Source organism: Bradyrhizobium sp. STM 3557, from assembly GCF_045571465.1.
Classification (GTDB): Bacteria; Pseudomonadota; Alphaproteobacteria; order Rhizobiales; family Xanthobacteraceae; genus Bradyrhizobium.
The window spans coordinates 1,309,257-1,331,954 of sequence record NZ_CP120697.1 but is presented as its reverse complement, the minus strand read 5'-3'; the positions used below and the strand labels follow the sequence as shown (position 1 = coordinate 1,331,954).

18 protein-coding genes and 1 pseudogene are annotated in these 22,698 nt (G+C 61.4%); 5 read left to right on the top strand and 14 right to left on the bottom strand.

The features are described 5' to 3' along the window. Window positions 1-70 precede the first annotated feature (70 nt). Window positions 71-274, bottom strand: coding sequence for a hypothetical protein (locus P6U24_RS05980; protein WP_407158251.1), 204 nt, complete (start codon window positions 272-274; stop codon window positions 71-73). A gap of 242 nt (window positions 275-516) precedes the next feature. Then, the gene (locus P6U24_RS05975) at window positions 517-714 is read right to left on the bottom strand and encodes a hypothetical protein (RefSeq protein ID WP_407158250.1); all 198 of its coding nucleotides are present in this window, start codon (window positions 712-714) and stop codon (window positions 517-519) included. A gap of 847 nt (window positions 715-1,561) precedes the next feature. Between P6U24_RS05975 and P6U24_RS05970 the strand changes: the two genes are divergently transcribed. After that, on the top strand, window positions 1,562-2,518 hold the full coding sequence (locus P6U24_RS05970; RefSeq protein WP_407158249.1) for an IS481 family transposase: 957 nt from the start codon (window positions 1,562-1,564) through the stop codon (window positions 2,516-2,518). On the opposite strand, the gene P6U24_RS05965 is transcribed toward P6U24_RS05970, so the two are convergent. Together P6U24_RS05965 and P6U24_RS05960 are read right to left on the bottom strand one after the other, a co-directional pair. Then, complete coding sequence (locus tag P6U24_RS05965; protein WP_407158248.1) at window positions 2,515-6,102, bottom strand: hypothetical protein; 3,588 nt, start codon at window positions 6,100-6,102, stop codon at window positions 2,515-2,517. The two genes, P6U24_RS05970 and P6U24_RS05965, sit on opposite strands and share 4 nt — an antisense overlap. 118 nt (window positions 6,103-6,220) lie before the next feature. Next, window positions 6,221-9,343, bottom strand: coding sequence for a hypothetical protein (locus P6U24_RS05960; protein WP_407158247.1), 3,123 nt, complete (start codon window positions 9,341-9,343; stop codon window positions 6,221-6,223). Between the two features lie 1,082 nt (window positions 9,344-10,425). Here P6U24_RS05960 and P6U24_RS05955 point away from each other — a divergent pair. From P6U24_RS05955 to P6U24_RS05940, 4 genes are all read left to right on the top strand, one after another. Then, the gene (locus P6U24_RS05955; RefSeq protein ID WP_407158246.1) at window positions 10,426-10,614 is read left to right on the top strand and encodes a hypothetical protein; all 189 of its coding nucleotides are present in this window, start codon (window positions 10,426-10,428) and stop codon (window positions 10,612-10,614) included. A gap of 223 nt (window positions 10,615-10,837) precedes the next feature. Next, entirely contained in the window at window positions 10,838-12,526 is a 1,689-nt protein-coding gene (locus tag P6U24_RS05950) for a hypothetical protein (RefSeq protein WP_407158245.1), read from the top strand. Then, the gene (locus tag P6U24_RS05945) at window positions 12,486-13,853 is read left to right on the top strand and encodes a hypothetical protein (protein WP_407158244.1); all 1,368 of its coding nucleotides are present in this window, start codon (window positions 12,486-12,488) and stop codon (window positions 13,851-13,853) included. Before P6U24_RS05950 ends, P6U24_RS05945 begins: the two co-directional genes overlap by 41 nt. A gap of 55 nt (window positions 13,854-13,908) precedes the next feature. Beyond that, on the top strand, window positions 13,909-14,598 hold the full coding sequence (locus P6U24_RS05940) for a hypothetical protein (protein ID WP_407158243.1): 690 nt from the start codon (window positions 13,909-13,911) through the stop codon (window positions 14,596-14,598). Window positions 14,599-15,441: 843 nt separating this feature from the next. Here the strand turns inward: P6U24_RS05940 and P6U24_RS05935 are convergent. The 10 genes and pseudogenes from P6U24_RS05935 to P6U24_RS05890 form a co-directional block, all read right to left on the bottom strand. Continuing rightward, window positions 15,442-16,449, bottom strand: coding sequence for a GlxA family transcriptional regulator (locus P6U24_RS05935; protein WP_407158242.1), 1,008 nt, complete (start codon window positions 16,447-16,449; stop codon window positions 15,442-15,444). 327 nt (window positions 16,450-16,776) lie between these two features. Next, a pseudogene (locus P6U24_RS05930) lies at window positions 16,777-17,485 on the bottom strand (CbtA family protein). Window positions 17,486-17,498: 13 nt separating this feature from the next. Further along, complete coding sequence (locus P6U24_RS05925) at window positions 17,499-17,687, bottom strand: CbtB-domain containing protein (protein WP_407158241.1); 189 nt, start codon at window positions 17,685-17,687, stop codon at window positions 17,499-17,501. Between the two features lie 56 nt (window positions 17,688-17,743). Next, window positions 17,744-18,070, bottom strand: a complete 327-nt coding sequence (locus P6U24_RS05920) for a nitrile hydratase accessory protein (protein ID WP_407158240.1) — start codon at window positions 18,068-18,070, stop codon at window positions 17,744-17,746. Between the two features lie 13 nt (window positions 18,071-18,083). After that, complete coding sequence (gene nthA / locus P6U24_RS05915; RefSeq protein ID WP_407160796.1) at window positions 18,084-18,701, bottom strand: nitrile hydratase subunit alpha; 618 nt, start codon at window positions 18,699-18,701, stop codon at window positions 18,084-18,086. Between the two features lie 22 nt (window positions 18,702-18,723). After that, window positions 18,724-19,467 (bottom strand): nitrile hydratase subunit beta, encoded by a 744-nt coding sequence (gene nthB / locus P6U24_RS05910; protein ID WP_407158239.1) that lies wholly within the window; start codon window positions 19,465-19,467, stop codon window positions 18,724-18,726. 28 nt (window positions 19,468-19,495) lie between these two features. After that, window positions 19,496-19,996, bottom strand: coding sequence for a DUF1097 domain-containing protein (locus P6U24_RS05905; protein ID WP_407158238.1), 501 nt, complete (start codon window positions 19,994-19,996; stop codon window positions 19,496-19,498). A 31-nt stretch (window positions 19,997-20,027) separates the two neighbouring features. Further along, on the bottom strand, window positions 20,028-21,002 hold the full coding sequence (locus P6U24_RS05900) for a CobW family GTP-binding protein (RefSeq protein WP_407158237.1): 975 nt from the start codon (window positions 21,000-21,002) through the stop codon (window positions 20,028-20,030). 2 nt (window positions 21,003-21,004) lie between these two features. After that, window positions 21,005-21,370: a hypothetical protein gene (locus P6U24_RS05895; protein ID WP_407158236.1), complete on the bottom strand. Its 366-nt coding sequence runs from the start codon at window positions 21,368-21,370 to the stop codon at window positions 21,005-21,007. Window positions 21,371-22,010: 640 nt separating this feature from the next. After that, entirely contained in the window at window positions 22,011-22,547 is a 537-nt protein-coding gene (locus P6U24_RS05890; RefSeq protein ID WP_407158235.1) for a hypothetical protein, read from the bottom strand. Window positions 22,548-22,698: the final 151 nt, after the last annotated feature.

Genomic DNA, 22,698 nt, shown 5'->3' with positions numbered 1-22,698 from the left:
ATTGCTGCAACCCGCAACGAAATCGCTCGCAAGGGAGAAATGCGAGCGATCCCGCGAATGCGGAAGTACGTCAGCCGATATTCGGGCGCTGCTGGGCCGCGGTCTCCTTCGAGCCTTCAATGGTCTTTACGATGGTGATTTGCAGGTTCGTTTTGGTGGCAACTTCGAAGGCCTGTTGCATCTGCGCGATTTCGGCGTTGATGTCGCTGTTACCAGCATTCACGTCGCCAGCTTGGCCGGCTCCAATGCTGGGAGGGGTCGTCGCATCAGTCATCGATGTTCTCCTGACGTATTGCCGTGGTCCAAACCATTTGGACCACTAATGCGGACCGCATTTCTTCCAATGCGATCCGGAAGACGGCCAAGCCAGCCGCCTAAACCCCGACACAAAATTTAGGATAGACACACCCTAACACGTGGCGGGGAATCTCGTCGTCGCGCCTAAACCGCATTGCTCCGCAGTGACGTCGTCACCCCAGATCCGGCGCAACGGACTCCATGAGGTTGACTCTGCGCTCAGCCGGCGGCGTCCGGATCGCTCGTGTTGTCGTTGATCGCGGACACGAGGTCGCTTTCGGCCCCCTGTAGGACGGCCAGCATGAAGTTGGCGAGCGCATTCTGGAATGCATTCTGCACTTCCATATTGGGAGTGTCGCCGCTCGAGGTCCCAGGATCGCTATTCCTGACCTGATCAGCTGCAGTAATATCGGCCATACTGGCACTCCTTGAGTTTGAACCTAAGGCCTTCTCGTCGTGGCTGCTTTGCCCCGGTTACATGACCTGAGCCAACATCTGGCCCAGCTGCTGGACGGGTACATTGACCAGGCCATCCGTTCGATGACGGCAACTGCGCGACCGACCTTCCCGGACCGATGTTGTTCAAGCGTTGCGGGCCGCATGTGGCAGATTGCCCATCAGCTTTGGGCCGACGCTTGCCATGCCTCAAGCCGTTCCAGCGTATCGATCTGGCGTGCGGAAGACTCCGGAAACGCACTGAACGCATTGAAGATCTTGGCGACGACATACATGCCAAAGCTCCAGACGGGCCGAGCGAGAGCGAGATTGCGCGAGCTTGGTGGTGGTGTCGCAATCTCTCACATGGGCCGACTGTCGAATCCCCAGATTGCAATGTTGTTTTCAAATGATGGAGATTAGTTACAATTGTGAGCAAATAATTAAACTTCATCGGACCGACGATACGCCACAATCTTACCATGCGTGCATAGGCCAGCTGGCAACCATGCCACGCGCGCTCGCGTTTGGATGCCGCGTCAGCCCATTGAGCTGACGCGCTCGGGAATCCGGAAACGCGTACCCGTGTTCGCGGCGACTCGACATGCGGGTCATCCAAATCGATAAAGGGTTAATCTCGATTGCACGAGCCGCATCCGTCTCGAGCCGGCCTGTTCTCTTGGGATCTCCCGAGCCCCAACCGCGTCTGCACCAGACGCGATGATCGCTCGGCATCGCGCTCTAGGTGTGGTCTTTCAGGAGGTTGTCCATCTGGCCTGAACCGAGGAAGCTGAGGTTGCGAAGCTTCAGTGTTCCAAGGAGAGACCAGATGAACACCCATAAGAATGCGCCTTTGACGCCCAAAGGTCGAGAGGCGATGGTTCGCAGCGTCGTGGAAGGCGGACTAAGCCAAGCCGACGCAGCCGACCAGTTCAATACGACGCCCAAAACGGTCGCCAAATGGGTCAAGCGGTTCCGCGCAGAAGGTGCGGCTGGGTTGCAGGATCGCTCCTCCAGACCTCATTCATCGCCAAGCCAAACCCCGCCTGCCACGTGCACGGTCGTCGAGACGTTGCGCCGGCAGCGCCACACCGGTAAGCAAATCGCCGCTGAGGTCTGGGTGTCACCGGCTACTGTGAGCCGCATTCTTCGCCGATTGGGATTGAACCGGATCCGCGATCTGGAGCCGGCCGAGCCGGAACGCCGCTATGAGCGCGAGAACCCAGGCGAGATGCTTCACATCGACATCAAAAAGCTCGGGCGTTTCGAGCATGTCGGCCACCGCATCACCGGCGATCGCACCGGCCAGAGCAACAGCCGCGGCGTCGGCTGGGAGTTCGTCCATGTCTGCATCGACGATCATTCCCGCGTCGCCTTCTCCGAGATCAAGCTGGACGAGACGGCTAACAGCGCCGTTCCCTTCCTCAAGGCGGCGGTCGCCTATTACAAGAGCCTCGGCGTCACCGTCACGCGCGTCATGACCGACAACGGGAGTTGCTACAAGGCATTTGCCTTCCGCGATGCCTGCAAGGACCTGCGCATCAGGCACATCCGCACCAAGCCCTACACGCCCAAGACAAACGGTAAGGCCGAGCGCTTTATCCAGACCGCGCTCCGGGAATGGGCTTACGCCAAGGCCTATCCCACATCAGATCGGCGCGCCGAAGAGCTGCCGATCTGGCTGCACCAGTACAACTGGCATCGGCCCCACGGTGGTACAAAGTCTCAAACGCCTATCAGCAGACTCGGTCTAACCGAGGACAACCTCTCGAGGCTCCACATCTAGGCGCTCGCCGCGGGAAGCGGCGGAAGCCGCGCCGCCGATGTTCCGGGTGCGGCGTCGGTCAGGTTCTGCAGCGCGGCCTTCGGATCGAAGGAGCCGTTCTTATCAGCCATACCGACGTCGATCGCCACCTGCGCGAGCCCGAAATCACCATTCTGGATGGCAAAGCCCGCCAGCGCCTCCGCGTCATTGAGGATTGTGGTCGGATCGGCGCCCGCGCGGATGTCCGAGATGAGCTTCTGATCGGCCGACGCTTCGTTGAAGGTGGGCGGCGATGCATCATTGGGCGAAGCGCGGGTCGTGCCGTCGTTCATCAACGCTTCCTCGGCTCCGACCTGATCGTAGGAACCGTTGTCGACGCCGCTGATGATGGCATTGGCCGCCGCGACCAGATTGCTGTTGCCGTCCTTCTGTGCCAGCGACTTGGCCTGTTCGGCATCGACTTTGATGGTCTGCAGGTCCGCGCCATGCTCGATATCGCTCTGCAGTTTCAGGTAAGCGGCTCCTGCATTATCCGATAGCGTTGGCTCCTGCGGAGTTCGCGCGCCGGCCGTGCCCGGCGCCGCGTTATCCAGGGCAGACAATGACCCGTCCTTCGAATACGTCCTGTTGCCGGCTGAATTGCCGATGTTGCGCGCCACCGTTTCGAGCCCGGCGTCGCCAGTGCTCGCCGCGGCGATCGCAAGCTGCGCCGCATCAGTGATGATCGCGTTGGCGTCGGCACCGGACTCGACGTCCGACTTAAGCTCGTTATAGGCAGCGATGTCGGACGGGGGCACCAGCGACCCCGGTGCCGGCGGCGGTGGGTTCGTTTGCGGCGGCACCGATGTCTGCGATGGCGGATTATCCATCAGAGCGGTCAGGCTCCCGCTCTGATCGTAGCTCCCGTCAGTAATGTTGTTGCTGATATTCGACGCCGCCGATTCCAAGCCCGGCTGGCCGGCATTCTTGGCAAGCTGCGTAACCTGATCGGCATCAGCCTTGAGCTTCTGCGGATCGGCACCGCCGGCGATGTCGACCTCGAGCGTGAGATAGGCGTCATTTAACGGACTGTGCAGTCCGCCAAGCGGGTCGGCTATCTGAGGTGCGTACACATTATCCTGATCGGCAAGCTCGGGAGACGCGGCTTTCAGGAGGTCAACCGCACTAGCTCCATACATGCCGCTGCCGACCAGCAGCGCCACCTTCTCCAGCGTGCCGTCATTGACGCCCGCCGCCACGATGGCAAGCTGCTGGGCATCCTTTTGGATGGTGCCCTTGTCGGCGCCCGATTGGAGATCATCGAGAAGCTTCTCATACGCATCGACCGCCGGCCCGACCGGATTAAGCGGAGTCGGATCGCCGCTCGCAGTTGCCACGATGTTGTCTCTCGGCGGCGGTGAGAACGGAGGCGGCGGCGAGCCCGGCGAGAACGGAGGCGGCGAGCCTGGCGAGAACGGAGGCGGCGCCCATGCTCTGGCTGAGAAATTGTTCACGACGTCCACGACATCGTCGGCTGTCGCACCGTCCGCGCCAGCTGCGTTTTGTCCAACCTCAGCGATCTCGTGCGCAACTGCGCCGGCCTGGCTCGGCGTGGCGTCGCCAAGCCTGGCAAGCTGAATACCTTCCGTCACGCTTAATTCGACATCGACGATTTCGACCGCGTTGCCGTGGACGGAAAGTACAGCATAGCCGGCGTCAAACTGACCATCCAAGGCGTCGCTACCACCGGCAGCATAAGCTTTGAAAGAAGCCTCGGCGGCCTTAACCACATCTACGCCCGTGCCGCCGGCTATACTGGCAAGATGAGCGTTCCGATAGACATCCCGTGCAACGTCGGGGCCACCGGCCTGAGCGGCTGCGGCTACAAAGTCGGCAGCGGCGTTGGCTTCGCCGGTGGTGCCACCGCCGGCGTAAACATCCGCGACGATTTGGGCTGCGGGGGCGCCCCCATGAGTGCTCGCATCGGCCGCTGTCTCCGCAGCAGTGGCTGCTGCTTTACCTGCTTTGTCGGCGCTCGGAGCACGGTTGAATGCGCCCTGAGCGGCATTGGCGACTGCCTGAGCAGTGGCTGTAATGTCAGCACTACTGTCTCCGCGTTTGATCGCATTTTCAACTGCAGAGTTGACGGCGTCTTCGGCTGCTTTGCCGCCCAATACGAAGGCACGCACGGGTGCCTCAAAGTCGTCAATCAATTGGGCGATCTCGTCAGGACTGGTATTTGCCTTCACCGTCTCCAAAATCTGCTTGGCATAATGAACGACATCACTCGCATTGCCTCCACCAGCAAGGATGGTCGCAAAGGCGCGCGCAAGAGACTTGGTAACGGCGATGACATCGTTAACATCCCCTCCCGAATTTATGATTGCCTGGATCGCATCAGCAGTAGACAGCGCGACTTGAGCGACATCTCCAACCGTTCCGCCGACTCGGGCTGCTTGTCGAGCGGCTTGGCTGGTCGCGTTGGCAGCCGCAGCACCGCCAGCGCGAGCAGCGGTGGAGACAGCTTCGGCAGCGGCCGTTCCTCCCACCTCAGCGGCCTCAGCGGCAGCCTGGGCGGCGGCAACGGCAGCTTCAACACCGGCGGCGCCCCCGCCAGCAATTGCAGCAGCGAACCCGGCCGCGTCGGAAGCCGCTGTCGCAGCAGCTACACCCCCAGCCGCGGCAGCTTTAGTGACCGCGATGGCAGCATCGGCACCGCCAACTGCAGCGGCGGCGGCGACGGCTTCGGCGGCCCCATCTCCGGCTACGGCTGCGTTGGCGGCCGCCTGAGCGGCAGTTACGGCAGCGGCTTCGCCTGCATCTCCCCCGCCGGCTACCGCAGATGCAGAAACCGCAGCATCGGCAGCGGCCGAAGCAGCCGCTTCGCCGCCAGTTCCGGCCGCAATGGCGACAGCTTCGGCGGCAGCGACGCCGCCTGCCCCACCACCTCGCGTGACTGCTACGGCAATGGCACTGCCGACAGCACCGCCCCCAGCTTTCTCAGCTGCCTGAGCAGCCGCATTGGCGACAGACTGAGCCACGGTAGGATCAGCGATGGTAGCAACATTGGCAGCGGCGGCCGGACCACCGGCCACGCCGGCAGTTGCCACGGCCTGCGCCGCAGTTTGCGCTGCGGCCGCCGCTTGCGCTGGCGTGCCGCCGGAATCGGTCACATGCCGAGCCGCATTCGCGCCAGCCTGAGCGGCACTTGCGGCCACCGCCGCGCCGGCGTGGCCGCCAATCGAAGCGGCCGCGCCGTCAGCAATTTTCTTCACGCCAGCAGCGGCGCCAGAATCCGCAAGTTGAGATATCTGGCCGAGCGAAGTGTTGGGGCTCTGGCTGCTGCCCGAACCGGTCGAAGATGATGGGCGACCGGAACTACCACTCGTCGATGGACCAGTGCTGCCCGGTCCTGTCCCATGCGTCGCCGCAGGATCACCGCTCGGCGACTGCGCAGGCTTTCCATCACTCGACCCCGAGGCGAGAATTTGCGCCTTGACGGAGGCGAATTCGCGCTCGAGTGCCTGATCATATTCGGGCGTCGCGTTCGCGTTGTGCTCCAGCTGATTGATCTGGCGTGCGTAGGCATCCAGAAACGCATTACCGGTGTTGGCGGCGACCGACATGCTGCAGCTCCAAAATCTTAGGTTGGGTTCTCGATTACACGGGTCGTATCCGTCTGGATGCGACCTGCTCTATTGCGGATCTCTGATCCATCAGGCGTCCCCGGACTAGGCGATCGGCTCACGCGGCATTGTTGGAAATCGGCGGAAGCTGCGCGGCCGACGTTCCGGGAGCAGTGTTGGTCAGAGACTGCAGCGTCGCGTTCGCATCGAACGTTCCGCCTTTGACTGAGTTGCCGATATCGAGCGCCGCCTTTCCGAGCCCGAAGTCACCATTACTGATCGATGCCTCGGACAGCGAAAACACGTCGTTCATCAGCGTGGCGTTGTCCGCTCCGGCGCGGATATCGCTGACGAGCTTCTGATAGGCCGAAGTTTCATCGGAAGAGATTGAGCCGCCGGTGTTCTCAGGGGTGGTGCCGTCGTTCATCAGCGCTTCCTCGGCTCCCACCTGATCGTAGCCGCCATTGTCGATGCCGCTGATGATGGCATCTGCCGCCGCCACCAGGTTGCTGCTGCCGTTCTTCTGCGCCAGCGACTTGACCTCTTCGGCGTCAGCTTTGATGGTTTGCGGGTCCGCACCATGCTCGACGTCACTCTCGAGCTTGAGATAAGCGCCGTCTGCCGTATCTGATGGCGTTAGTCCCTGCGGACCTGTTGCGCCCGCCGTGCCCGGCGCCGCGTTATCCAGGGCGGACAACGACCCGTCCGTCGAATACGTCCCGTTGCCGGCTGAATTGCCGATGTTGCGCGCCACCGTTTCTAGCCCGGTGTCGCCAGTGCCTGCCGCGGCGGTCGCAAGCTGCGCCGCGTCAGAGATGATGGTGACGGCGTCGGCACCCGACTGGATGTCTGACTTGAGCTTGTCATAGGCAGCAATGTCGGACGGCGGCACCAGCGGCCCCGGCGCCGGTGGCTCCTGCGCAGTCGAAAGCGTCGGCGCATTGTTCATCAGAGCGGTCAGGCTCCCGCTCTGATCGTAGCTCCCGTCGGTAATGCTGTTGCTGATATTCGACGCCGCCGATTCCAAGCCCGGCTGGCCGGCATTCTTGGCAAGCTGCGTAACCTGATCGGCATCAGCCTTGATCTTCTGCGGATCGGGGCCGCCGGCGATGTCGACCTCGAGCGTGAGATAGGCGTCATTTAACGGACTGTGCAGTCCGCCAAGCGGGTCGGTTACCTGAGGCGCGTACACATTATCCTGATCCGCAAGCTCGGGAGACGCGGCTTTCAGGAGGTCAACCGCACTACTTCCATACATGTCGCTGCCGACCAGCAGCGCCACCTTCTCCAGCGTGCCGTCATTGACGTCCGCCGCCACGATGGCAAGCCGCTGGGCATCTTTTCGGATGGCACCCTTGTCGGCGCCCGATTGGAGGTCATGGAGAAGCTTCTCATACGCATTGTCCGCCGGCCCGACCGGATTCAGCGGAATCGGATCGCCGCTCGCCGTCGCCACGATGTTATCCGTCGGTGTCGGAGAGCCCGGCGAGAATGGAAGCGGCTGCGCCGTCTCAAAGATCGGAAATGACTCACTGGATGCATCGACCACCGGCACCTTGCCAGGCTGTGAACTCGTACCCCCGCCCGGGGTCGCAACGATCCCGGTCAGCTCCCGAGGGCCACCACCGTCCATCATCGAGGGAGTGTCGACAAGCGTGTTGGATAGACCGCCCGCAGACGAAGCGGGAGAATTCGGTCCTGTCTGACTGGCGTCCAGTCTGGGAGAAGCCGAGGCGGGACCCGGAGGTGGGGAAGCCAGCGTATTCCCCGAGCCACCCGCCGGCGGAGCCGTGACGAGATTGGATGTGGGAGGAGCCGAGGCGGGACGCGGGGGCAGAAACGGCGGTGCGTCGGAGGTGGGTGAAGAAGGCGGCGCCGGTGGTGTGTTCGGCTGGAACCCAGGCGGCGGCGAGATCGGAGGCGGCAGCGGCTCCGGCCGCGCCGCGAGGTGCTCGATCTGCGAAACGATTTCATCGGCGTCGACGTGAGTCTCAGCGCCCAATGTGGCTACGTCCGCAAAGTCATTGGCTCGCTGAGCGACAACGGACGGATCGGGGTTGTAGCGGAGCGCCTCGAATCGGGCTCCTTCCGCGATGCTTTCGGCAACGCGGAGAACGTCATCAGCAGAGGCGCCGTCCGTGATCATTGCGTCGGCCCCTCGAAATACTGCATCAACCGCACCGAACCCTCCGACTCTGTCAGCGGCAGCCGCCGCATCGAGAATCTGCGGCACGCGTTGCAAAAGTGCCTCGGCGCTGGCCGCACCCGCAGCGGGACCATTTGCAGCGCCGGTTACAGCCGCGTCGGCAATAAGCGACGCAAAATCTGCCTGGACGCCAGGAGAAGTGCCTTCTGCATCGAGGGCCTGGACAGCTTTCAAGACGGCATCAAAGGCATCTCGGCCGCCAGCTCCGGCGGCCTGAGCTTCGGCTGATATTATGCGTTGGAAGGCAGTTACACCCGCCATGCCGAAATCCTCCAAATATCCGATGCCCGTCGTAAGGTTCGAGAACACGAAGAATCCTGGATCCCGCCCAATGTCTTGAGCAATGCCGATGCTCTTTGGTACAGTGTTGCTCAAGTCAACAGCAAGCTCCGCGGCATCGTGGCCATTGAGCCCAACGCTGTAAACCGCGGTGCGCACGGCACCGGAAAGTGTCTCTGCAGCATTAGCTGCTATCGCGTGCTCGCCGGTCGCATTGAAAACAGCTTCAGCAGTATCAGCGATCGCCCTGGCCGCTCGAGCCGCATCGGCTGGCGTGCCGCCGGCACCGCGAACGTCTTGCGCAGCTTGGAGCGCAGATTGGGCTGATGTTTCGCCACCCGATTGAGCAGCACGGGCCACGGCGGCGGCAGCATCGCCCCCTCCAACCTCAGCAGCGTCGGTGACGGCGCGGGCAGCATCGGCAGCATCGGTGATGGCGACTGGACCGCCCGCTGCGCCGCCGGCCGCATTGAATGCGCCTTCTGCGGCGCTGACGGCAGCTTGGGCCGCGGGAAGGCCGCTCACCGCTGCGGCATCAGCGACCGCCTGAGCCGCCGCAGCACCACCTAAGCCTGCAGCATTGGCGACAGCAACTGCCGCGGCGGTCGCATCGGCGACCGAGCCGCCCGCCGCGAGGATAGAGCTTGCGGCATTTGACGCAGCGGTCGCTGCGGCGGTTGCGGCCGCGGAAATCGCTGCAGGCGATAGGCCGGCTCCGGCGGCAACCGCAGCCGCATTCGAGCCCGCCAGGGTCACGGCGGCGGCTCCCGTGGCACCTGCAACGCCGCCGCCGAGCGCGTGCGCCACATTGGCCGCGCTGTTGGCAACAGCCTGCGCCGCTGCGGGATCGACGACGCCGATCCTGGCGACATTCGCAGCAGCCTGCGGACCGCCGGCAGCTCCGGCGATCGTCGCGGCATCCGCCACCGTCTGCGCCGCAGCCTCGGCGGCGGCGGCCGCTTCAGCGGCCGTGCCGCCGGAATCGATCACACGCCGCGCAGCGTCAGCGCCAGCCTGGGCAACCGAAGCACCAGCGGCGTCGCCGACCGACGCGGCCACACCGTCGGCAATCTTCTTGGTGGTATCCGCCGCACCGGGGCCCGCAAGGTGAGTGATCTCGCCGAGCGACGTGTCAACACTCTGGCCGCTACCTGCACTGGTCGCAGACAACGGGCCGCCGGAACCGCCGCGGTCCGATCCGCCCGGCTTGTCACTGGGCTTGCCCGTGGGTTTGTCAGCGGAAGTGCCATGGGCCGTCGCAGGAGCGGCGCCCGGCGACTGCGCAGGCTTTCCATGACCGGAGTTCGAGCCGAGAATTTGCGCCTTGACGGCAGCGAATTCCTGCTCCAGCGCCGCATCATATTCCGGCGTCGCGTTCGGATTCCGCTCCAGCTGATTGATCTGGCGTGCCCAGGAATCCAGAAACGCATTACCCGTATTCGCAGCGACCGACATTTTCCCGCTCCCGACCAAACGACAATGCGAGCAACCGGGGTCCATGCGGACGCATGGGCGCGCCGATCCCTCGCGAACAGCGATGCTAGAGCTGCAGGATTTCAACGTCGTTGCGAATGGTGGAGATCGGCTACAGCAGTAAGGAACAAGCAAATCCCATTGTGGCCGGCATGCGCCAGCCTTCACTCAAAAAAGCCAGAGTGCGACTAGGCACGGCGCCCCTCTCGCGAATCCCTTTGGTCAATTGAGCGTCGCGCGATCAACGCTTCTGGCGCCGGATTTCGCGCCACTGCAACGGAGCTGCCTTTCGAAGTCATCCGGTCCACCGGATTCAGCCAGGACCGGGTTCGATTCCGATCGAGTTTGATTTTAGCCGGAACGGCATGGTGTTCCCTGCAATTCGCGCGGCACAAGCAGTCAACAAGACCGTCGCGCTCTCCCGCCGGGTGCGAAACAAAGCGGACGTGTTAAGCTTCTGGAGCTTGCGCGACGGAGTCGCATGGAGTTTTTCATTTGAAAGAATGCGGGCCGCGATTGAAGGAGCCGTGATCATCAGGATGGCAGTGGTTTGAAGTCGATGGGCAGCCGCCTGCGAAGCGGCTCATCGGTCAGCTCGTTTCGCGTTGAACGGGCCGATGGAATTCTTTTGTTCCTTACTGCTGTAGCCGATCTCCACCATTCGCAACGACGTTGAAATCCTGCAGCTCTAGCGTCGCTGTTCGCGAGGGATCGGCGCGCCCATGTGTCCGCATGGACCCCGGTTGCTCGCGTTGTCGTTTGGTCGGGAGCGGGAAAATGTCGGTCGCTGCGAATACGGGTAATGCGTTTCTGGATTCCTGGGCACGCCAGATCAATCAGCTGGAGCGGAATCCGAACGCGACGCCGGAATATGATGCGGCGCTGGAGCAGGAATTCGCCGCCGTCAAGGCGCAGATTCTCGGCTCGGGTTCGACTGATAGAAAGCCTGCGCAGTCGCCGAGCGGTGATCCTGCAGTGACGCACGGCAAGCCAAGTGAATCGGGTGGCGGTTCATCCACGACGGGCTCGAGCAGCGGTAGTTTCGGTCCATCGTCTTCGACCAGTTCAGGCAATACTGAGAGCGTCGATACTTCGCTTGGCCAAATTAACAAGCTTGCGGGCTCGGACGCGGCTGATTCGGTCAAGAAGATTACCGACGGTGCAGCCACTTCAATCGGCGGTGACGCGGGTGCCGCCGTGGCTGCGAGTGCCGCTCAGGCCGGCGCTGAGGCTGCACAGCATGTGATCGATTCCGGCGGCACGCCTGCGCAAGCAGCGGCGGCTGCCGAGGCTACGGCCCAGGCGGTAGCGACCGCTGGCGCGGCCGGTGGTCCGCAAGCTGCAGCGAATGTCGGCAGGATCGGCGTGATCGTCGACCCCGCGACCGCTCAGAATATTGCCAACACGGCTGCAAATGCATCTGCCGCTGTCGGCGGCGGTGCTGCAGCCACCGCTATCGCAGCCGCGGTGACCGAAGCCGGAAATGCCGCTGCGGCAGCTGTCCTAGCTGGCGGCGGTTCTGCCGCAGCGGCAGCTGCTGCCGCAAACTCGGCTGCGACGGCCGCTGCCAACGCTGCGACTGCTGTTGTTGACGCCGGTGGCACCGTCGCCGACGCCGTCACCGCCACCGGGCTCGTTGCCTCGGCTGCGGGCTTCGGTGGCGCCGGCGCTGCCGCAGCGGTAAGCGACGCCGTAGCGCAGGGTGGTCTCGCTGCTGGCAAGGCCGTTGTCGATGTTGCTCAGACCACGGCCCGAGCCGGCGCCAGCTTTGCCGACGTCGCGCGCGTTGCGGGCGATGCGGTTGCTGTAACCAACATGGCCGCCCTGACTGGCGGCACGACTGGCGATATGCTTCAGCTCACCAGTGCCCTCACCAACGCTTTCGCCACCGGTGGTGCCGATGCGGCCGATGCGGTTGCGCAAGCTGCCGGCGCGGTCTTCGGTGTGACCATGAACGCTCACATTGTGTCGGGCGCGGCGTTGTCGACGACAGACATCATCAGCGCGGCACAAAGCGGGGCGCATGCAGCGCAAACTGGTGGCGCTGCAGCTGCAGAGACCGTTGCACAGCGTGCTCAGGCGGCTGCTTCAGAAAATGGTGCCTCTCCCGCCGATGTCGCTCGCGCTGCCCACGCGGCCGACATTGCTTTGCCCGATATCGGTCGCGCAACCAGAAACGGTGGCGAGCGAGCCGGAGATGCGGCATTTGATGCCGCCAATGCTGTTCTTGCAGCCGGCGGCAGCGATGCTCAGGCGACGGCCGCGGCAACGGGTGTCGCTGACGCTGCCCTGATTGTTCGGGCCCACGGCGGCACGGCTGCGGATGCCTCTGCTGCCGCAAACAGTGCTCGCAACGTTGCGACCGCCGTTCTCGGCGCCGTCGGCGGCACCACCGATGCCGGCGCGGCGGCGCGATTTGTTGCCAATGCCGCCGCTCAGGGAGGTGCGCCTCTCGGAGGATATTGATCGCGTGGTCAATGATATCGCGGCAGCCCATGGCACCAAACGCGATTTAATCAGCGCCGCCAATTTGATCGTAAGATCCTTCTCCGCCGGTGGCCAAGTGGCAGCGGACGCAGTCGCCAATACCGTTGCCAGTGTTCTCAACGGAGGCGGCACGATAGCTGATGCCCGTACTGCCGTCCAAACCGTCCTGGGTTTTGCTCAGCATCGCGGTCCCGCTCTCGCAGCGGACGCCGGCAGAGTTGCCGATATCATCTTTTCGTCGCATGGCACCATTGGTGATTTCACTCGTGCGACCGACGACATCGGCAGGGCTTTCAACGTGGGCGGCCAAAATGCCGCCGATGCTGTGGTTAGAGCTGCTCAGGCCGTCGCCGGTGCGGGTGGAGACCGAGAGGATATCTATGATGTTATTTCGGTCGTCGTTGACCACACTGAGGAATTTGCCCTGGAGCCGATTCCCGGGCACTCCGCGGCCGACTACGCCGCCAGTATTGCCAATGCGGCCGAGCAAGCTGCGATTGGCGGTGGAACCCCTAGCGATATCATATCGGCCGCGGAGCGTGTCGGTAGTGTTTCCGCTACAGCGTTCCCTTTGGCGCCTTCCTTCGAAGCTAATCCAGCCGTAAGAGAGTCGGTGCCTTCGGCAGACAATCTGACAAGCTTGGGCAACGTCGTAACGGCGCCGGTGATCTTCGAGGCACCTCAAACCATACACAATCCGTTTCCTGCCCCGGCTGAAAACGAGGCCTATAACAAGTTGCTGGCGGACATCGGGTCGGGCGCCGGCAAGGATGCGATCGAAAGTGATGCCGCCCAACTCGCCGTGGTCGCGGGTGAGCAGGGCGATGCTCGGCTTGCGAGCGTCGCAATCCATGTCGGCGATACTTTGAATGATGGGTCCTATGATGCCGCGGCGTCCACCAAGGATTTGAAAAACAATCCTCCTTCGACACCGTTCGGCCTGACGCCGAACGTTCCCCTGTGGCAGGACAACAGTGCACTCGCTGAAGCCTACCATCAGCTGCAACAGGAGGTGGCTAGCGGCGGACAAACGCTGCCGACCGGCAACGTCATGCCGGATCCGCAAAAGATCAAATCCGATGCTGATCGCCTCGCCGGGCTCGCAAAGGATGCGGGCCAGCCCGGGCTGGCAACGGCGGCGGCCAACATCAGCACCAGCATTTCCAACGGCACATATGATCAGACGGCGAGCCTGACCGCTCTCATGGACAATCCAATACCGCAGACCCTGATATCGCGATCGCCAATGCCGCCGCCGCCGGGTCCACCATCAGTCGGGCGCCGACGCCGTCACCATCATCTCTGACGCGGCGCAACTTGCCATCGCCGCGGCAGGCACTGGCGACACCGGGCTCGAAACGGTGGCGCGCAACATCGGCAACTCAGCCGGCAACGGAACGTATTCGAAGGATGGATCGCTGTCCGCCCTGGACAACGCGGCTCCGTTCTCGGCCGGCGCACGCAGTTCGCAAGGGCAAACGCTATCGGATAATGCGGGAGCCGCTTACCTGAAACTGCAAGGCGACGTCGAGCATGGCGCGGACCCGCAGACAATCAAAGCCGATGCCGAGCAGGTCAAGTCGCTGGCGCAGAACAATGGCAATACCCATCTCGTTGATGCTGCCAATGCTATCATCAGCGGCATCGACAACGGCTCTTACGATCAGCTCGGAGCCGAAGAAGCGCTGATGAACGACGGCACGACCAGCGCGTCGCCTGACAATGGTTCTCCGCCGTCCTTCAACGAGGCCTCGGCCTATCAGAAGCTCATGGCCGATATCCGCTCAGGCGCCGATAACACCACGTTGATCAGCGATGTTATATCGCTTTCCAGTGCATCGATCGCGAATGGGGATTTCGGGCTTTCGCAGGCGGCGCTCGACATCGGCGATTCCGTCAAGAACAGTACATTCGATCCGAGCGCGGCGCTGCAGTCCCTGACCAACACTGCTCCCGGAACGTCGGCCGCGCAGCTTCCGCCATCGATCGGCTGGATCGATCAAAGCCCGCCTCCCAGTACCTGGGACCAACTGTTGGCCGACATAGCGTAATCAAGGCGATTCGCGGGGCAATGCCCGACAGCTGAACCGCTTCGAATTCAAACCAAGGAGTGCATCAACATGGCCGATATAACGGCAGCCGAGCCGTTGTGTACCTACGCGCGTGGCTCATTTCGCTGCTTCCGCGCATTGAAATGGTCGGTCGCACCGTCGGGCTCGAAGGGCTGTCGGAGGCGACCAGGCTGCAGCGAACCGGGCTGATCGAGAGCCTGCTGGCGGACCGGTGAGAAGCCGTTTGCCGTGATGAGGCGCAAGGTCATCAAGAAGAGATGAGCGCGCGCACTCCGTCGCAGGCAGGCAACCGAAATTCATCAAAGCAGCCTCTATTACTATGAGCCTCTCTGCATCGGCGGCACATCTGAAATTCAGGTGGAACTCAATGAAACCGGTGCCGCTCCTTCGGGCATGGGCGAGTTTGGTGCACCAATGGCTGGCGCTACCGTCGCGAATGCGATTTTTGCCGTGAGGGGGCAGCGACCGCGACAAATGCCTTTTGGTCAGCTGCAAAGTTGAGCAGCCCCGTTTATCAAACCCAGAGACCCGGTTGCCCGCGCAGGTGGGCGGCTTCAGCTGAGCGTGCTTGGTCGCATCTCAGCGCGCAATCATCGAGCACGGTGAACCGGACGTTGGCGCCGTCATCCGTGAGATCGGAGTGGATACGGGATGGACGTCTGCCCAACGGCATGTCTACAACGATCGGTTCTCAAGTTGCCGCCTCTCAGCGGGGGCGGCCGATCGAGCAATTCGCACGAGACCCAGGCATCCAAGGTATTTGTACTTCGGCCAGTGGAACGGCACCTCGCTAAGGCCCTCTCGAAAACTGGATCTACAGTTCTAGGCAGTTAGGGACTGTTGATCGAGCGTCGGACTGATCGGCGTATGCGGACTTGGGCTCGAATGCTGAAATCGGCTCCTGTATTCGTTCGGCGTCACCCCGATCGTCCTCGCGAAGGTCCTGCGCATATTGTTGACGTCGCTGAAACCGCAGGTGCTTGCTATCCTCTGAAGTGGATGGGGCGTGTCTTCCAAAAGCCGGCGTGCGGCGTCAACCCGCGCCGCAGCGACGAAATCAGCAGGCGTAATACCGAATTCACGACGGAACACACGCGCAAAATTACGAGGACTCATTCCTATCTCACGAGCGATGCGCACCACTGACAGCGGGCTGGTCAGGTTTGCAAGGATGTACGCTTGCGCTCTCTGCGTTACTGTACGCTCCGACATTTGACCAACGAGGTGAGCGCTGAATTGAGACTGCCCACCCGGTCGCTTAAGAAAAACCACCATATAACGCGCGACAATCATCGCGATATCGCGCCCGTGGTCCTCCTCCACAAGGGCCAGCGCTAGATCGATCCCAGCAGTGACACCTGCGGCTGTGATCAAGGGTCCGTCACGCAGATAGATGGCGTCAGCATCGAGTTCAATCTCCGGGAAGTCCCTCCTGAGCTTGTCAGCGCACTCCCAGTGCGTTGTCACACGCCTGCCGTTTAGCAAGCCAGCTGCTGCAAGGAGGAATACCCCAGTGCAAATGGAGCCATAGCGCCGCACGGTCGGCACGCGGCGCTGCAACCAGCCGATAACAGCAGGATCGATGTACTGGAAAGATGGGTCGCCAGCCACTAGTAACGTGTCGATCGGTTCATCAGAGTCGAAGATGGTTCGATCGGCCATGAACCGGAGTTGCCCCGTCCCCCCGATCGAACCCGCACCAGTTGACATGATTTGTATGTTATAGATGCCCTGATCGCCGAGGCGGCGAGCCGCCTCCCAAAACACCTCGGCCGGGCCAACGATGTCGAGCGACTGGACGCCGGGCGGGGCGAGAATGACAATTCGCATAGCTCTCATTCCTCTTAGCCTCGGTACGTTGCGGTCGTCATGTTAAGTCGTTGGACCGCGCCTCTCTCGCTAGCGCTCCGCCGGATTTGGCGGCTGTTTAGGTGAAAGCTGCGTGCACCGATCGAAGGATCCGCCATGAGCCTACACCGAGCCGCAGCGACGAACCGCCCGGCGCTAGCGCGATAACACTCAAGACACTCGGCAGGCTCAGGCAGATGTCCAAGAAGCGTTCTGAAAGCTAGCCGGTCGACGAAACAGATATTCCTGCGCTCCATACCGAACTGGAGGGCGTCCAGGTCCGCTCGCCATATTGCGCGGTTCATCACGTCAGGCTTCGAACCGACGCAGGATTGCGCCGCTCAGCGCCCCAAGCAGAAGCCAAAACGCAAAGCTGGTCAACACCGCTGCAGCTACGAACTGGCGCTCGAGCGTCAGTGGCACCAGGGCATGACTTCCCTGCGGTGGCAGGGGGGGCCCCAATCAGGTGTGGCCCAGCCACCAGCAGAGCTGCGAGCGCTACGGCCCATACTGCCCGCATGAAGACCACGAGCCCAATCCCGACGACCGTCGCGGCGACGGTACCAATCCACCAAAGCTGCCCGTCTGCCACAGGCGCGGCCGCTGTGCCGGGCAACTCCAGCGGTAGCCTTGGCAGGGGAGCGACCGTTACGCAGGCGAAACCAGCGAGCCCCCACAAGAGGCCCTCTCGCCATGTCGCCGAACTACCGGGCCAGGCTATGAGCCCGGTCAACACGAGCGCGTCCCCGATGGCGGTGAGGGCGTTAACCGCCAGTGTGAACGCATATCGCTCAACGTCGTCTGCGGCCGCCCATCCTTCCTCCTCATGATCATGTGCGTGTGCAGCGGTCGCCTTACGATCTTGGCTCGCTGCAACGCGCTGGTCGCCCGTACGCTCAAAAACCTCTGCCCTGACGATAAGTTGGCTTGTGCTGAGGAATTGGACGAAGCTGATGGCGATGCTGGCGATGAGACCAGCCAGGACCGTGGTGAAAACGATCGAGCGGAAGAGCGACACCGCCAGCTCCCGTTCAGTGGCAAGGAAAAGCGTTGGAGTGGCGAGCCTCGTGTGCGGAGTTGCGAACGACCTCAAGATACGAGAAGCCTACAAAGCCGACGATCGCTAAATCGGGAAATGCTGCCAAAGCCGCCTGGATCAGCCCTGCCGCCGGAGCATTGGCGATCACCTTAGAGGGGCGGATGGAATAGGCAACTGACATCTTCGCTGTCTTTCAAGTTCGCACGCTGAGCGCGATCCGTGCTGAAGTTCTCGGCATCAGGTATCCAGTGCCGCCCTGAGTTCGCTTGCCTCCAGAAGACCGGTCTTCACAACCGCCCTCTCCAGCGCCGCAAGCCAGCGCTCGTAGTAATTCCAGGATGAACGATCATCGAAGTGCGCGTTCTCCCAGGCTTTGATCTCGCAAATCAGCTCGTTGCGAAAGTCATCCCATTCGAAACAACCCTGCTTCGCAAGAGCAAGGGCTACTCCGAACGCTATCCGCTCCCAAGGCTCGCTGAAGCAGAACGATCCGTTTGCACGTGGCGGCGTGTCGGGCTGCCCCATCATCTCCGTGATGGCGAAATGCTCGAAGCGCGTCAGCATCAGATGGCGCTCCTCAGACAGCCTTCGCGATGGCGACGCCCATCATGGCTTCGGGGGTCACCAACGTCTCGAGTTCGGCTTCGGAAAGCTCCTCTGTGCCGGCAGGGCGCTCCGGCACGACGAACCAACGGATCTGCGCGCTGGAATCCCAAACGTTCACCTCGACCGATTCCGCAATATCGAGGCCGAACTCCTTCAGTACCGCTCGCGGCTCGCGCGCAGCACGGCTGCGGAAGGTCGGATCCTTGTACCAATAGGGCGGCAGTCCAAGGACTGGCCATGGATAGCAGGAACACAGTGTGCAGATGATCAGATTGTGCACGCCCGGAGCATTGGCCACCGCCCGCATATGCTCGCCTTCTGCACCGGCCATCCCCTTAGGCAGTTTCAGCTCTGCGATCGCCTTCGGAGTATTGTCAAGGAGGCGCTGCTTGAATGCAGAGTCGACCCAGGCACGCGCCACAATCTTGGCGCCGTTGAACGGTCCCATCTTGGTCTCGAAGACTTCGAGCACTGTGTCGACGGTCTTGTCAGTGATGATGCCCTTCTGGATCAACAGGGCTTCGAGCGCACGCACACGTGCGGCGCTGTAGGCTTCCCGGTCTTTGCGATATCTAAAACGGTCATCCATGAGCAATGCTTCCAGTTGGCAGTCATGCTGCGTTGGCGATAACAATGGCCGTCGGCGCCCCGATATAATGAGCGTAGAGATCGGCGTACAGGCTGAAGTTTGGCTCGGCATTGCCGGGCCAGATCTCGGCCGGGTCGAAGCGGACGCAATAGACAGCCATTGCGGCACCGATCCCGTCGGGGCCAGTGTCGCACAGGTAAGTGTAGGCGCCCTCGTAGACCGTTTCGATCGTGCCTGTCTTACAGCGGAGAAATCCGGGCAGGCGTGTATGGTCGACGCTCGGCACATCCCTGACCGCCACCTTGTCCCCTACGGCGAAGTTATAGGTGACGGCTATATCGCGTCTCGGACTGTCGCCTTCGATGAGATACTGAATGATCCGATTGTCGATAGCGTCATCGCCACCACTCGGCAGCGGTTTACCGGGCTCTTCATAGTATGCCTCAGTCAGTGCATTGAGCTCGACGGCGGTGATGTAGCCCTTTTCGATGAAATACTCGGATATGCCGCCCAGCCACTTCTCGTAGTAGCGGAACTTGAAATAATCGAAAGGATTGAGCGATTCGGCGCCTTTGCGCAGGTCCGCCCAGGTCCAGACAGTGTGAAAAGTGGAGGGCGTCTGCGGCAGGGGCAGTTGCGGTGACAACGCCATCATTGCGGTGTGAATGCCGAAGATCCGGGTCTCCCACGCCTCAACGAACACGCGAGTTTCTGTGCTGACCGGACCGAGGCCCTCGAGTCCGCCAAGGTAGTGCTGGAGTTTCATCGAACGTTCCTCCAAAGACTTTGGTCGATTAGGCGGCCGTAGGCTTTCTGGCCGAGAGCAACTGTGTGCCAAATTGCGAGGCAAGACCGAACAAACCACCGACCAACATTGCGGCCATGGCGACGAGCGTCGGATGATTCATGCCACTCATTGTGACGGTCGTGTTTGTCGCTGCCGTCGTGCCAACGAGCGAGGCGAAGCCGAAAACGATCGCCGGCGGGAAGTTGAGCAGCGGCACTGCAGAAATAAGGATCATGGCCGAGGTGCCGAGACCGACAAGAACGGCAGCGAACGCGGGATGCGTCGGACCGAATTGAATGATCAGCAGCGCGATAGAGGCAATGACGATACCAGTCCAGTTCGATACCAAGGACTTGATCAGGCCCTTTCTACCGCCTCCACAGGTAAAGAACGATGCCCATGCTATGAAGGTCACCCAAACCGGAATTGGAAGGACCGTCGCGGTGACGTACGTGTCTGCAGCGCCTAACACTCCCAGGCTGATTGTGGCAGCAATGATAGAGGGCATGTGGATTCCACGTTTGTTGTTAAATGGCGGGTCAGGATGTGCGCGCGTGTGTCCCCACTAGGCACGACGCGAAGCTCTTTCGGATGGCGTTTTCGTCCAGGTTACGGCCGATGAATACGATTTCGTTCAGGCGCAGCTCCGCTGGCTTCCACGCCCGTCCCGGTCTTCCTTCAAGCGTCATGTGAACGCCATGGAATACATATCGCCGTGCTTCGCCCTGGAAGTTTAAGACGCCCTTCACGCGGAACAGGTCCTTGCCTGTCGCCTGCACGAGTTGATTAAGCCATGTGTTGAGCGCAGTCGGATCGAGCGAGCCCTTCTCGCGTATTGCTATGCAGCCTATGCTGTCGTCGTGCTCGTGGCTGTGATCGGCGAGGATGTCAGGATCTATCGCCACAATATTTCGCAGATCGAACGCCCCAATGTCGAGCACTGCGGCGCGCTCGACGACGCAGGAACGTGTCCTGATGATCTTGGCCAGCGGGTTCAGCTCCCTCAGCCCGCACTCCCTTTGGTAGAGAACGCTTTCTGGCTCAAGATCGACCTTGTTGAGAAGGATTACGTCGGCGAAGCTGATTTGTTCCCTTGCCTCGTCTTGGCTCAATTGCTGCGTGACGTGCCTGGCATCAACCACGGTGACGATCGCATCGAGCTCGAGTTCTCTCGATAGAAATTCATCGAGCATAAAGGATTGAATGACCGGCGCAGGATCAGCGAGGCCTGACGTCTCGACAAGGATTCGGTCGACAACGCGTCCGGATCCGAGCAAGCCACGAATTGCGGTGATCAGATCCGTTCGGACCGTGCAGCACACGCATCCATTGTTCAGTTCGATAATCTCGTCCTGTGTTTCGAGAACGAGCTTACCGTCAATGCCCACCTCTCCATATTCGTTTATGATTACCGCGATGCGCTCATCTTCCGAATTCCCAATGAGCTGATTGAGAAGGGTTGTTTTCCCTGCTCCAAGGAAGCCCGTCAGAATAGTTACTTTAAGTCTTTTCATTTTCAAAAGCGCGTATTCTCAACCCAACCGTTTGAGCCAGCGATCGACGCTAGATTGCTCGATATGCGAAGCTCCGGGCTGGCGGTGTGCTGCGGATTTGGTTCGATTAGATTCGAACGAGCGTCGCGCGGCAACACAACGAACGCTGCGGTTTCTGCCAAATCTAGAGTAAAAACGGACATCATTTTCAAGCGCCGTCGAACAGCCCATCTTTTACGCGACAAGATGAAATTTTGCCCTTTAATTGTCTGCGGATTAATCGTTGCGGTAATTGCCCAAACTGCCCAAGGTGCGCGGACAGCAAAATGCCTTCTGTCGGATTTTGCACTGTGGCGATTGCGGCTCCGCAACGGATCAAGAATCGGCATTCGGGGCTGGCGAGTTTGGATCGTCGTGCGAGATCGAGCGCTGCGCACCTCGTTCTTCCAACTTGGTGCCGCCCTCGGCTGCTCCATGAAAAACGCGAAAGTCCGATCGACAGTTCAATTGTCAGCTCGATCTGGAAACTCGTGGCGTGCTTTTCGCCTCCGGTCCATTGTTTACCTAAGACGGATCGATGACCAGAGACGGCATCACAGTGCTTCGCGCAACATCGTTCGAAGAGCCCAAAGCCATCACAGCGCATCATAGGCAACTGCGTTGCCGATTGGCGACCGATAGTCGGCCCGTTGGCCGATGCTATCGACCAGCCAAGAAGATCGGGGCTGATCGACAGCGGTCTCTTCAACACCAACGGGCCAGAAGTCGCAGCATACGAAGGCATCGGGGCGCAAATGTTCTGTCAATTCACATTTGTCGCATTCCGATAGAACGCATCGACTTCCTGGAGCGAAGCAGACCATTATACGTGCTGTGAATTCTTCGGTCCTTGAGGGATCCGAGATGTGGTCCGTTGTCGTAAGTCAGAGGTATCGGTCCGGCTGCTTTCATCGGGTGGGCCTTGGTAATTCGACCACGACTTCGATTCCATATGCCACTCGTCGGAAGGGGCGCGACCGATATTGAGAATCAACACCACGGATGCGGAACGGCGCGGCTAGCGGCCGCACAAATCGCGCGTTCAGTCGAGAGCAGCAGGAGCCGGTAGCCATCCTCCTCGTAAAGGGGGTACTGGCCGATTTCGTAGCACGCGCGCACGTACTGTAGCGCCGCGGCTGCTCCTGTCGGGCTTCCCGGCACGGTGGTGGCGAGCCGATGCGATGCCTTCATCTCAGCACGACCGAGAGCTCCTTCGGTCTCGCAGAGGCCAGCCAACTTGATCTCCAGCTCGGTCCGCCTGCTTGTTGGCGCACGCCGCAGTTCGCGCTCGGCGGCATCCTGTTCGGCGAGCAGGTGCCCCAATTCCTCGAAGGCTCGGCGGTGACCCTCAATGGCATCGAGGATCGGGTCGGGCGCGGTCGAAACACTAACGCTTCCGGCCCGTGAGGGGGTGATGAGCCGGGCGAGAAATGCGGCTCCGCCGGCGACGAACTGCCGCCGCCGAACAGCCCGTCCCGCAGGAAAGATCGAACGACTCGTGGTATAGGCAGAATCAGCCTGAGACATGGTGAGCTCCATGTTGAGGGTTAGGCTCGCGCAGGTGTGTCCAGCACCTGTGCGGGCCGCTTGCACTGGTCCTTAGCGGCCAGTGCCGCGAATCGAATCACGGCCGATGCGTTGCGGCAATGGATATGAGGTGACTTCCAGCGATCCAGGA